The sequence below is a fragment of the Acidobacteriota bacterium genome, from assembly GCA_009691245.1.
Classification (GTDB): domain Bacteria; phylum Acidobacteriota; class Terriglobia; order 2-12-FULL-54-10; family 2-12-FULL-54-10; genus SHUM01.
Window position 1 is genome coordinate 1 of sequence record SHUM01000077.1, and the last position, 12,938, is coordinate 12,938.

A 12,938-nucleotide genomic window follows, 5' to 3' on the forward strand; every position below is an offset into this window, starting at 1 on the left:
CTTCGAGTCGGCAGTGGCGAAGAATAGCTGGCGCTCTCCCGCGAGCGTAATTTCCCTTAAATGGTCCAAGAACGAGAGCGTATTAATATCGTCGACATGAGCGACGGGATCGTCGAAAATGATAACTCTTGGGCCGGTCTTAAGGCGTCCGTTCATAGCCAAAAACAAAGACAATGTGAACTTTGCTCGTTGGCCCGAACTCATTTCATCCAGCTCGACGTTCGTTTTTGAAGCCCGCCGCACTATCTTGAGACCGTCCTCGTCGGCTTCGACGTCAAATTCGCTGGGAGCATGTATCCGTGCAAAAGTGGCCGCAATCTGAGCACCGTTCTCTCGAAGTACTTGGTTTGTAAGAGCTTGTCCCGATTGCTTCTGAATCAGGTCAGCGATCACAGCTCGGGCGCTATCAATGCGAGTTGCCTGAACACGTAACCCCGCTACTTCGGCAGTGGCATCTTCCACGACTTGGGCCTCACGCTTAATCGTCTCACCAAGGTCTTTTTCCTTGGCATGAGAAGTACGCAGTCGTACGCCCAGTTCGTGCGCCTCTCGCAGGCACGCCTCAAGTTCGAGCTCCGAAGACACTGCCGCACGGTTCACTTGACGCGCCAACGAATCAACCGCGCGATCCGCCACGTTGGACGGGTTCGGCTTTGCCGATACTTTGTGCAACCGACAGGTCCGCGGATTTCGATGATTTGGACGAGTTGGATACGGAAGAAGAGGCGAGGGGAATACGGCTGAAATCGGAACCGCAAGAACCGCAGCATCCGCAATAACTGTGAAAGTGGATACTTTGAGCGCCGCCGGGGGGTTGTGCAATAAAGGGGGGTCCTGTTCGGCCGCCCGCAATCTCAGGCCGTTCCCGCTTTTCACTGCGGACGGAGTTTCCCGTAGGCACCATGTGGGAAATTAGTTATTGGAGGGCGTAACCGCGAGACGCTTTCCCTTGCGGATGACGGTGCGAATGTTCTTGGCGTTGGCGATCTCCGCCACGGGATCAGCGCCAAGTATCACCAAGTCAGCCTGCTTGCCTGCTTGCACCGTGCCAATCTGATCGGCCTTGCGCATCAACTCCGCGGAGTAGCGCGTGGCGGCCAGAAGCACGCGATAGGGCGCGGCGCCAGAGTCCACCAGCATCTGCATCTCCTGATGAAACGCGATGCCCGGCACGCGGCCCGAGCTGGTGTCCGAGCCGACGATCAGATGTCCGCCGCGCGCGCTAAACTCCTTCACTACTTCGTTTACATTCGCAAATCCCTTTTCCGCTTTGGCGCGATCCGCGGGCTTCATCTTCTCGGCGGATAGATAACGCTCGACCAGGCTCTTGTGCAATTCCTTCGGCAACTCGGCGTAGAGCGGCGTCGTCAGCAACTGCCCGGCCTCGGCGGCAAACTCCTTGGCGCGCTTGCTCATGTTGCTGTAGCGGCCCAGCATGGTGGGATTCAGATAGACTTTGCCGTCCACCATCATCTGCGTGAAGTCAGCAATCTTGGCCCGGTCGATCATGTACATGGGGTCGGGGTCTTTCTCCGCCTTCTTCGCGTCGGTGGCCAGCGCGCGCCCGATGGGGTACATGTGCTCGATGAACTTCATGCCGGCGTCGATGGATACCCTGGCGTTGGCGGAGTGCCCCACCACCGGCAGTCCGCGCTTCTCGGCTTCCTCCACGATGCGCTTGCGGAAATCCGGCGGCAGATACTCCTCGGCCTTGATGCCGCTCGATCCGAGCTTCACCAGCTCATCAATGCGGGTGGGAATTTCCTCGATTGTCGCCAGCCGTGTGACTTCGATGTCCGTCTTGCCTTCGGGCCCGTCGAGCTTCTTGCCAGTGTAGTAGAGCGTCGGACCGTCGGACTCCGGCGTGTTCTGCTTTTGCGCCAGCCCCACGATCCATGCGTTGGGATCCGTAACGTCGCACTCCGCGCCGCACGGGCCCGTGTCGCCCAGCGTGGTCAGGCCGTAGGCCAGCGACGGCTTCGGATGCCACGGGCGGAAGTGCACGTGGGCGTCAATGAATCCCGGCAGCACGTATTGACCTGCGGCATCCACCGCCTGTTCCGCCTCCGGCAGCACGTCAGGAGAGTCGGCGAGCACGACGCGCTCAATCTTCCCTCCATTGACGATGATTCCCTTCAGGGCTTTCGGCTGCGCGTCTTCGCTGGACATATCGAGCAGCGTGCCGCCGGTAATCACCAGTTGAGCTTTCGGCGCGGGCTTGGAACAGGAAGCGAACAGCATTGTGCCAAGGATGAGTGCTTGCAATGTACGATCATGAATTCGCTTCATGTGGGGAATCCTTCTCTCCTGAATTCAAATGAACGCAACAGAGCCGCGACCGGAAGGAAGCGGACACGTTGAACGGGCTGTCGTGGTCGTCAAACGTGTCCGCTCCCTGAGGGTCGCGGCTCTGACAAGAAATTACTTGCTCTGTACGTCGGCGTACTCCATGCCGTGGCGGCCGAGTACGCATTGTCCGACGGGCTTCTCGCTGGAACTCTGTGCAGCGCCGGCGTCGCGCAGAATTTTAGTCGTGCTGGGATGCGGAATGGCGCGCTGCAGCAGACCCTTCGAGTCGCTGCCGGCGGCGAGCGATAGCGGAGTCTGGCCGCAGCCGTTGCGCAGGTTGAGCATTGCGCCCTTGCTGATCAGATAGGAGACGACGGAGTCGGCGCCCATGAACGAGGCTGCGTGCAGCGGCGTCCAGCCGGTGTCGTTGGCCTGATTCACGTCCGCGCCCATCTCGACCAGCGTCTTGACGGCCTCCAGCGACAGCTTGGTTTCCGCCGCGCCAAAGTCGTCATTGCGGCCGAGGCCGGCGGCCACCAGCAGGGGCGTGCCATTGCCCTGGATCTGGTTGTCATCGCCGGTGGTGGTCTTGAGCAACTCCTTGGGGTCAGACTTGGTGATGACGTTGCGCTCGGCGCGGCCTTCCGCCAGCACACGCATTGAGGCAACATCCTTCGACGCGGCGGCCAGCATGAACGGCGTGGCGTTAATCAGGCTGATGTTCGGCTTGCGCATCAGTCGCAGGCGCGCAGGCGACTCTTTCATCTGCGCATTCGGATCAGCGCCTTTGGCCAGCAATGATTTCGCCAGCTCCAGCATGTTCGAGCCGGGCAGAATCTCATCCTTCGCCGGGCCGTAACCGTAAGCTGCTGCAGTGGTTGGTTTGGCGACACCGGCTGCCTGCGCTTCTAGTTCCGCCATGAACTTCTTCACCTCGGGCGAGAATCCGCCGTCGAGGAACTTGAGCGACTCGCGATTGTCGGTGGCGATGCAGCGTCCGCCGCTGCCCGAGCCGCAGATTTTCTTCGTCTTGACGATCGACATGCCGGTGAGATATTTCAACCCATCGCGCATGGCGTAGTGCAGCGCGGTCATGCCGTTGGGGTCTATGGCGTTGGGGTCGGCTCCATTATCGAGCAGCAACTGCGCCAGCTTCTCGTGTCCGGATGCGGCAGCCACCACCAGCGCGCTGCCTTCGTCCGGCGCAATGTCATTGATGCTCGCGCCTTTGGCGATCAGCAGCCGGACGGTCTCCACGTCGCCCGTGCGCGCGGCGAAGAGCAGCGGCGTGTAGCCGCCGCGCGAGGTAACCTGCACGTTGCTGCCGTAGGAGGTCAGCACCATGGACTGGAAGCTATCGAACATTTTCGACTTGGACTTCACGTCCGCGCCGGCTTCAATCAGCACGCGAGCAGCTTCCGGATGTCCATCGGCAATGGCGCGCATCAGCGCCGATTGGCCGCGGCGGGAATCCACGGCGTTCAGGTTCGCGCCATGCGCCAGCAACGACTTCACGATTGCCACGTTGCCGGTGTGCGCCGCCGACATCAGGGCTGTTTCGCCGTTCCACACTGCGGTGTTGGCATTGGCTTTGGCTTGCAGGAGCTTCTCGACCATCTCGGCGCTGCGGTTAATCACGGCCAGGCTGAGAGGCGTTACGCCCAGGTCGTTCGCGGCGTTCACGTCGGCGCCGGCTTGCAGAAGCGTGTCGGCCATCTCCAGATCGTTCCAGTGCGCGGCCCAGGCGATGGCCGTGGCACCGTCGGGCTGCGCGGCGTTGACGTCGGCGCGCGCGGCGACGAGGCTGCGCACGGCTTCGCGGTTGCGGCTTTTCGCCGCATCCACCACGCGCAGGTCGCCATTCAAACTCTCGGCGGCGCACGCGGGGAGCGAAAGCGCCAGCAGCGCAAACGCGGCGAGAATTAGGTGAGATTTGGTTGTACCGCTCATAGAATCCCCCAACAATTTCAAGCAATTCGGATTGTCATAAGAACCTGCGACATTGTCATTCCGAGCGCAGCGAGGAATCTGCTTTTTGTGTTCATGCTGAAAAAGCAAAAACAGATTCCTCGCGGCGCTCGGAATGACAATAAAAAAAACAATTACGCGAACGCGCTCACATCGGCCGGGCCAGTGCTGTTGCCGAGCGAGGCGGTTGCGACGCCCATCAGGTTGAGCAGTGCCACGTGGAAGTTGGCGAACGGCGTGCCCTTGGCATACTGCACATGCAGGCCGCCCTTCTTGATGCGGCCGTTGCCGCCGCCGAACATGGCCACGGGGAGGTTCCACTGATTGTGAATGTCGGCGTCGCCCATGCCCGCGCCGTAGATGAGAATCGAGTGATCGAGCAGGTTGCCGTCGCCTTCCTTGGTGTCGCGCATCTTGGCGAGGAATTCGGCGAAGATCTTCATGTGATAGACGTTCACTTCGCCGGCCTGCTTCATGCGCCACTCGACGCCGCGATGATGGGTGAGCGGATGGTGCGGCTCGGTGTGGCCGATCATGTTGTAAACCAGTTCGCTGTACTCGCGCGCCAGCATGAAGCTGGAGACGCGCGTGATATCCGCCTTGTAGGCCAGCAGCAGCAGGTCGTACATCAGCTTCACATGCTCTTCGTATGTAGCGGGAATGCCGACGGGGCGATCGAGCGATGCCGAGCTCGACGCGCCGTTGTCCTTCTCGGCCATCTGCACGCGGCGCTCGACGTCGCGCAGCGCTTCCATAAACTCGCTGACTTTGGTTTTGTCGCTCGCGCCGAGGTCGGCCATCATGCGCGAAGACTCGGACGAAACGAAGTCCAGCACGCTGCGGTCGCGCTCCATGCGGGAGCGGCGTGCCTCGGGGTTGTTGCCGTCCACGTCGCCGAAGAGGCGCTCGAAAACCGCGCGCGGCCGGTGCTCCATCGAGAGCGGCTGCGTGGGCGTGCGCCAGGAAATGGTGTTGGTGTAGGCCGCGTTGTATCCGCCCTGCGCCTGCCCGGCGATCTCGGCGGCGTCTTCGATGCACAGTTGCAGCGAGTCGACCTGCGTCTCCTTGCCCCACTCCTTCGCCGCCACCTGATCCACCGACACGCCGTCCTGCAGTTCGTTGAGCGATTTGCGCGGGTCGACGCCGGTCATATACATGCCGGAGCCGCGCGGGTGTCCGCCGACAAACTGCGGGCCGCCGTCGAGGTTGCTGAGCACGACCATCTGATCACGGAACGCCGCGGCTTCCTTGAGCACGTCGGTCAACTCAAAGTCCGCGCCGGTCTTGGCCGGCAGCCAGCGTTCGCGGATGATGCCGTTCGGCACGTAGATATAGCCTAGGCGTAGCGAGGGCTTGCCGTTGGTGTCGAGCGGCCCGGCGAAAGCGGGCGTCATAGAATCGAGCAGCGGCAACGCGATGGTTGCGCCAATTCCTTTCAGAAACGTGCGGCGGGGAACAGTCTTCTTGAATATCATCATAGCGGTCGTGACCTCCTCATTTGGAACGGCGTGCTGGCGGCGATGCCATTGATGATCGAGGACCAGCGATAGTCACTCGCCGCAGCATCTCGGACGATCTTGCGAATGGCCGGGGCGTCGTAGGGTTCAATCGTGCGCCCCAGCGCATACATAAGAAGCTTTTCGGTAACGGCGTAAGCGAGCAACTCGGAGCGCTGCTGCATCAGCGTGCGCAGCTCATTGACGCCTTGAAATTTTGTCCCATCCGGCAGCGTGCCGGAGGAATCGATGGGCGCGCCATCGTCGGCGGTGCGCCACTTGCCGATGCCGTCGAAGTTCTCCAGCGCAAAGCCGATGGGGTCCATCAGCGAATGGCAGCCTGAGCACATCGGGTTGGCGCGATGCGCTTCCATCATCTGGCGCATGGTGCCCTTGCCGCCTTCGCCTTTTTCCTTCAGGCCCGGCACGTTCGGCGGGGGCGGCGGGACGGGGACGCCCAGCAGGCTCTCCAGCACCCATTTGCCGCGCTGGACCACGGAGGTGCGGTTGGCGTAGGCGGTCAGCATCAGCACGCTGCCCTGTCCCATCAGACCGCGGCGGGCGTTGTCGGCGAGCTTCACCTGCCGGAAGTGGCTGCCCTTGATGTCTGGCACGCCGTAGAAGTGCGCGAGGCGCTCATTCAGAAAACTGTAGTCGGCGGCGATCAGCTCCGGCACCGGCCGGTCGGCCATGATCTGGCTCTCGAGGAAGAGTTGCGTCTCCTGATCAAAGGCCTGGCGCAGGTTCTCATCGAACTCGGGATAGACATCACGATTGGGAATCTTGGTCTTCACGTTGCGCAGCAGCAGCCACTGGCCGGCGAAATCGTCGATGAGATTCCTGGAGCGGCGGTCGGCCAACATGCGCTTGACCTGAACATCGAGCGCCGGGGCGTTCCTAAGTTGGCCCTGCTCGGCGGCGTTCAGCAACTCTTCGTCGGGCAAGCTCGACCACAGGAAGAACGACAGGCGCGAGGCGATCTCCAGATCACTCAACTGGAACGGCGCGTCGGGCGTGCCAGCGGCGGGTTCGCGCTCCACGCGGAACAGGAACTGCGGGCTGACCAGCAATCCGTTCAGCGCCGTCTCAATGCCTGCTTCAAAACTGTTCCCCAAGCCGGCCTTGCTGCCGAGTTCGTAGAGCTTCATCAGCGGCTCGACCGCGGCGGCGTTCGAGTGCCCGCGATAGGCCTGCCGAGCCAGCGTGGAGAGTATCCTGCGCGCGCAGGCCGTCTGCTCATCGGTGGAAGCAGGGGCGGAAGCGGAGCGGGACGGATTGCACGAAAAAATCCTTTTGCGGCTCGCCGATTCGCCCGGTCCCTGCACGCTGAACGGCCCGGCGATGGCTACGCTGCTGACGTCCGGGTCGCTGGCCTGGCGGTCGTTGGAGGAGGCGATGGCGTCGAGCAGTGTCAGCCGCTCGCGCTTGTTGAACAGGCCTTCGTCGGCCCCGCGGTCATTCAGGAATGACACCTGCACCAGCCGCGTTCCGGCCTCGACTGGGATGCGGAAATTCAGATTCGCGTCTGCATTGCGCTCGTAGTAGAGCTGGTCGTTATCGCCGTCGAGATACTCGACGCCCGCGGTGCGACCCTTGTTCCCGCCGCCGACTTCGGTCAGCTTGATGCGCTTGCCGTCAATGCGCAGGTCGAGGAAATGCGGCTCGGCGATGCCCAACACGTAGCCCTCGGAGCGCAGCAGGCGGACTTTGATCTCGTACTCGCCATCGAGCGGGAAGTGGTGTTTGATGGCCGTGCCGCCGCGCGTGCCGAACGGCAACTCTTCGCTCATGCGGTCGCCCTGAACCAAATTGGGCGAGATGCCGTAAATGGCGCTATCGGGCGGGATCGCCGGATTTCCCAAGGCCAGCCGGCTGATCTTGCGCGCCGCGGCCATGTACTTCTCCATCAGCACGGGCGAGACGGAGAGCACTTCGCCCATGTTGTCAAAGCCGCCGGAGTCGTCCGCTGGGAGCAGCGATGCGCCATCCACCTCGAGCGCCAGCAGGTCGCGGATCGAGTTGGTGTACTGCGTGCGATTCAGGCGATGGACAGACGCGGGCCGGCCCGGATTGGGCGCGGAAGCAGCGTGCTTGTCGAGCTCGATGGTCAGATAGGAAAGCAGGTTACTGTAGGTTGCCTCGTCCGGCTTGGGCGCGGGCGAAGGCGGCATGGCGCGGAAGCGCAGCTTGGCGACAACCTTTTCAAGAATGTCGGGATTGCTCGACGGGTCATCGAAGTTGACCTTGGCCAGATCCAGTTCGCCGGCCTTGACGCGATCATTGTGGCAGGTGGTGCAATACTTGCCGGCCACCGCGTTGTGTGAGGCCGGAGCGGGAGCTTGCGCGGCGACTATACCGGGCCCACCGAGAGTGGCAAAAACCGCGATTCCAAGAAGACAATTCCGAACGGACATGCTCACCACCGAAGGTATCTCGAACAGAGTCCACTAACTGAGGCCAAAGGCCGACTTGCGGAGCCCTAAAGACCCCCAACAGCGCCCCTGCCCAAGGACTATCCGAATTATAAACTAACTGGCTATGTTGTCAATAAAATAGTGTTGCCAGCAAGTCCCTCTCAGGGGACTGGCTGGCAGGATCGGCTAGAACGTGTACTTTAGCTGCATTTGGATCAGCCGCGGCGGATTCGAATTGGTGATCTGGCCAGCGGTGGCAAACGCTGCGCTGGGTCGGTCGTTGGTGTCAAACGGCGCCAGGTTCATGCCCAGGTCGCTCAGGTTGGTGCGGTTCAGGAAATTGAAGAATTCACTGGTAAATTCGACCTTCTGTTTTTCAGTGATGTTGACCGCCTTCTTGATGGAGATATCCAATGTGGCGCTGCCCGGTCCGTTCAGGGTATTGCGGCCGAGATTGCCGAAGCGGCCCGGCTGATATTCGGGGTCGCCGGCGCGGCAGACCGGCTGGCCCACCACGATTCCGCGCGAGGTAACGCCGGTGCAGGAAGAAGGCAGGAACATGCCCTTGTCGTAGTAGTTGAACGCGTCGCGGGAATCCAGTACCGGATTGATGTTGCCGCCGGAGACCAGGTTGGCGCGCAGGTTGGCGGTGTTGCCGATGGCGTTCAGCTGCACGGTGCTGCTGTTGAGCAGCGAGATCCAGGCGCCGTCGCGCAGCGTCATGATGCCGCTGAACTGCCAGCCGCCAACGAGGCTGCGCAGCAGGCCCTGTGTGCCGAAGTCAGGAACGTCATAGATGAAGTTGGTGGTCAGCACGCGGCGGATGTCAAACTGCGCCGGTCCTTTGAACATGTTCTTCGCGCCGCGGTAGTGGATGCTCCACTGGCCCTGCGAGAAGGCGTCACCCGACGAGGTGATGCCGGAGCCGGTGTCTAAGTTCTTCGAGACGTTGAAAGCCGCCTGCACCTGGAAGCCATGACTCAAACGCTTTTCGGCGCCAATGGCCAAGCCGTGGAAGTAGCTGTCCACGTCCGGCGCAATGATGCGCATCTCGCCGAAGTTGGGATTCACAAAGCCCTGATACTGCGCAGTGCCCAGAAGCGGATAGACGAAGTTGCCGTCCGCGGGCGGATTCGGGAAGCCCAGCCAACGGTTGGTGTTGGCCTGCTTCTGATGCCACAGGTGCGTGCCGCGCGAGCCGGTGTAGCCGGCCGAGACGACGAAGCCACGCGTCACCTCCTGCTGCAGCGTGAAGCTCCAGCGATAGATGGTGGTGTTCTTCATGTCGTACTCGAAGCCACGGATCACCGGACTGCCGCGCAGCAGGCTCACCACCGCGGGGTCGTTGGCCACACCGGGCTGCATACGCAGTGTAACCCCGGACTGCGCCGCATTGGTGGCGAGCACGCTGCCTACCACGGCGAAAGGCGGAATCTCCTGCAGCGGGTTGCGGATGTTATAGAGGTTCGGCACTTCGTAGAAGATGCCGAAGCCGGTGCGCAGCGAGAAGCGCTTGTTGCCTGGCGACCAGGCCAGGCCTACGCGTGGCGAGAAGCTCTTCAGCGTGGGGTTGGTGAACAGGCTGTCTACCGTGCCCGGCATGGAGGGGAAGCGCGAGAAGCGCGGGTCATCCTTCACTTTTTGGGTCACTGTAACATATGGGTCATCAATGTGAACCAGCGCTGACTCCAAGTCATTTTGCTCATCCGGCACTGTGCCGAACTCATAGCGCATTCCGAGGTTTACGTTGAGCGAGGGCAGCAACTGCCAGTTGTCCTGGAAGTAGAAGCCCGCGACCATCTGATTCAGGTGGCGCGTGGGGTTGTCCGAGCCGGGGATGTAGGTGTCGAGCTGCCGCGGCTGGTTCAGCAGGAACGTCCGCAGGTCGTTCCAGATGAATACTCCGTTGCAGCCGCGGCTGCAGCTACCCTGCAGGTAGCGCAGCAAGCGGAACTCTGTGCCCATGCGGAAGGAGTGGTTGCCGTGAGCGATGGACAACCCCTCCTTGTATTGATAGGAGGTCTGGCCGTAGGTGGAGGTGTCGGTACGGAAGCCAATGCCGGTTACCCGTGGTGCGCCGATCTCGCCGACCAGCTCGCGGCTGTTCAGAAATACCAGGTCCTTTAGGTCTACCTTCGCACTGGAGTCATAGCGCGGCTTGGGAATATCACTGCTGATCTCACTCCAGCTATAACCGAACTTGAACTCATTCACAATGGTTGGTGAGAATGTCGTCGTATGACTCACTCCCAGAGTGTGTTTCGTGCTGATGGCGGCGTTGTTGCCCGGCGAGGTGCCCTGGCCCAGCGCCTTAAGGGCGTCGCTAGGCAGACGCTCACTCTTGACCCAGTTGTAGGTGCCGGAGAGGAATCCCCATCGTTCATTGCCGAAGCTGTGATCAAACTTGCTACCGACAAACTCCTCGTTGACCGGAATTTGGTTGGACCCAGGAGCGATCAGCGTTACCGTGCCGTCGCCGTTGTCATCGCACAGCCGGCTCTTGTCGGCAAGGCAGGGCACCGGTTTGATGGCCATGGCCATGTTATTCAGGAAACGGTACGGCGTGTTGGGCCGAGGCCACAGGTCCATGTAGCGTCGTACCGTGGGGTCCACGTTGACACTGCCGCCGCCGTCCTGCGCGGACAGCAGGCCGGCGCGCGTGGCGTCGGTCCAGGTGATCACTTCGTCGGTGTCGGTGTTGCGCTCGCGGAAGCCTTCATAGCTGCCGAAGAAAAAAGTCTTGTCGGGTCGGATCGGTCCGCCGACTGAACCGCCAAACTGGCTGCGCTTGAACTCGCGCTTGGGCGAGCTGGGCACGCGGCGGTTGTTGGCCCAGGAGTTGGCGTCCAGATTGTCATTGCGCAGTGTGCCGAAGGCCGAGCCGTGCAGCGCGTTGGTGCCGCTCTTGGTTACCGCGCTGATGATGGCGCCGGCGGCGCTCTGGTACTCGGCCGAATAGTTGTTGGTGATGATCTGAAATTCCTTCACCGTCTCGGCACCCGTGTAGGAACCCGAAGCGCCCTGCGGGTTATTCGAGAGGTCCGCGTTGTTGACGCCGTCCAGCAGGAACAGGTTTTGCGTGCCGCGCGCGCCGGCCACGGTGATCTTGTCGCCCATGCCGGAGAAGTCGCCGCGTCCGGAGGTGGACTTGATCACGCCGGGCTGCAGGAATACGAGCTGCGTGAGGTCGCGGTCACGCAGCGGCAGGTCGGCCACTTTGCGCTCATCGACGAGCTGCGAGACTGTCGCCGTAGTTGTTTCGACGAGTGAGACCTCGCCGGTTACAGTCACGGTTTGAGTGACTTCGCCGACTTGCAGCGTGTGATCCACCACCGCCGTGCGACCGATAGTGAGCGCGATCCCGGTTCGCACGCTCATCTGGAAGCCGGCCAAGGTGGCGCTCACTTCATACTGTCCCGCCTGTAGGTTGGGCATTTCGTAGCGTCCGGTGGGGCCGGTGGCGGTGGAGCGCGCGATGCCGGTCTCGACATTCTTCACGGTCACTTCGGCGCTGGGTACCGCCGCGCCGGAGGGGTCGGTTACGGTGCCCGCGATGACGCCCGTGGTCAGCTGCGCGCCCGCCGGTATTGCCAGCCAAGTTATGGCCAGCAAGGCGGTCAGCACAAGCTTGCAGGCGGCACGGAAAATGACTGCCAGTGACTTTCTCATGATGAAGCCTCCTCGAACTATGGTTGTAGATGCCTGGCACAAGCCCATCATCGAGAGTACAGGCGGATGAATTGCAAGCCCGCTTCTTATCCCCAGCACACCCGAACAAAATTGCAGAACCGGACTAAACCACTTCCCAATTGATGTTCCCACCCCGTTTGGTCTGGTTGGCCCCATTCTAAGCAATTTAACTCCGGGGTCAAGCGGAAAATTCGCGAGCGGGATTTGCCCCGCCGAGTGGGGACGGGCAATCCTGCTCGTCCCACGCGCGCAGGCATGAAGTCTTCATGTAACCGGATGACTTACGCAAAGAGTAAAACTGGAGATGAATGGCGAGCGCTACCGGCTAGAGAAAAGTACGAGAACACGCCCCGCCAACCCTGCCAGCCGCACGTATATCCCTCTACTATGCCCCGCACCTCGCCGCGATCGGCAGGGCGGCTTCCGCTCCGGCCTAAACGCACCGCTTAACGGTGCCTCCGGCTCTCCGCTCCAACCGCCCCCGACAAGTCAGTCCTTTACACCATACTTCAGTGGTCTAGTTTTACTCCATCATTGACACCAGGATCGCTTCGCAAACAGGAAGAGGAGCGCTTGCAGCGGCGGCTCGCTGGAATCCGTTCACGCTGGGATCAAGCCTATACCGACAAGCGGGACGGATAAGATAGCGGAATATCTCTGGTGGCGGAAAACCTCTGGAATGGCAGCTTGAAGCCCAACAGTGTTGCTGGCGCTGAATGGATAGCAGAATACGAAGCCGGATCGGCTGCGTACTGCGAATCGGATTTTAGAGCTCGCGAATAAGGCCTATTATCTATATCTTAGGTAGAAACCAGCCGAACATGGCAAGCTATCAAAAATAGTACTTTGAACTGCGGAATAGGCCACGTAAGTCTTTATCCCACCTATAGAAAGCCCTTCGACATAATCTTCAATGCGGCTAGAACTGAAACAATGGTCGGGGCGAGAGGATTTGAACCTCCGACCCCCTGGTCCCGAACCAGGTGCTCTACCAGGCTGAGCCACGCCCCGACGTTTGGGTGGGCGAATCCGGTCGCCGAACGCACGGCACCAGGCGATCCGTCTGCACTGTCTGATTAGT

Annotated in this window: 6 protein-coding genes and 1 tRNA gene; all 7 read right to left on the reverse strand. The window is 61.1% G+C overall.

Features of this window, described 5'->3' with window-relative positions; translation table 11 throughout:
* Positions 1-672, reverse strand: a 672-nt coding sequence (locus EXQ56_13835) for a hypothetical protein (GenBank protein ID MSO21506.1), incomplete at its 3' end; no start/stop codon positions are given.
* Positions 673-912: 240 nt separating this feature from the next.
* Positions 913-2,289 carry a hypothetical protein gene (locus EXQ56_13840; GenBank protein MSO21507.1) on the reverse strand — a complete coding sequence of 459 codons (1,377 nt, stop codon included), beginning with the start codon at positions 2,287-2,289 and terminating at the stop codon, positions 913-915.
* A 132-nt stretch (positions 2,290-2,421) separates the two neighbouring features.
* Entirely contained in the window at positions 2,422-4,239 is a 1,818-nt protein-coding gene (locus tag EXQ56_13845; protein ID MSO21508.1) for a hypothetical protein, read from the reverse strand.
* 152 nt (positions 4,240-4,391) lie between these two features.
* Positions 4,392-5,735, reverse strand: a complete 1,344-nt coding sequence (locus EXQ56_13850; GenBank protein ID MSO21509.1) for a DUF1552 domain-containing protein — start codon at positions 5,733-5,735, stop codon at positions 4,392-4,394.
* Complete coding sequence (locus EXQ56_13855) at positions 5,732-8,167, reverse strand: DUF1592 domain-containing protein (GenBank protein ID MSO21510.1); 2,436 nt, start codon at positions 8,165-8,167, stop codon at positions 5,732-5,734. Before EXQ56_13855 ends, EXQ56_13850 begins: the two co-directional genes overlap by 4 nt.
* A gap of 186 nt (positions 8,168-8,353) precedes the next feature.
* Positions 8,354-12,013, reverse strand: a complete 3,660-nt coding sequence (locus EXQ56_13860) for a hypothetical protein (GenBank protein ID MSO21511.1) — start codon at positions 12,011-12,013, stop codon at positions 8,354-8,356.
* A gap of 778 nt (positions 12,014-12,791) precedes the next feature.
* Positions 12,792-12,868: transfer RNA gene (locus EXQ56_13865), tRNA-Pro, on the reverse strand.
* Between the last annotated feature and the right edge of the window lie 70 nt (positions 12,869-12,938).

Excerpts from the sequence above, each read along its gene's own strand:
- EXQ56_13855 (MSO21510.1), bottom strand. The coding sequence starts at position 8,167 with ATGTCCGTTCGGAATTGTCTTCTTGGAATCGCGGTTTTTGCCACTCTC.
- EXQ56_13860 (MSO21511.1), bottom strand. The coding sequence starts at position 12,013 with ATGGGGCCAACCAGACCAAACGGGGTGGGAACATCAATTGGGAAGTGG.
- EXQ56_13850 (MSO21509.1), bottom strand. The coding sequence starts at position 5,735 with ATGATGATATTCAAGAAGACTGTTCCCCGCCGCACGTTTCTGAAAGGA.
- EXQ56_13840 (MSO21507.1), bottom strand. The coding sequence starts at position 2,289 with ATGAAGCGAATTCATGATCGTACATTGCAAGCACTCATCCTTGGCACA.
- EXQ56_13845 (MSO21508.1), bottom strand. The coding sequence starts at position 4,239 with ATGAGCGGTACAACCAAATCTCACCTAATTCTCGCCGCGTTTGCGCTG.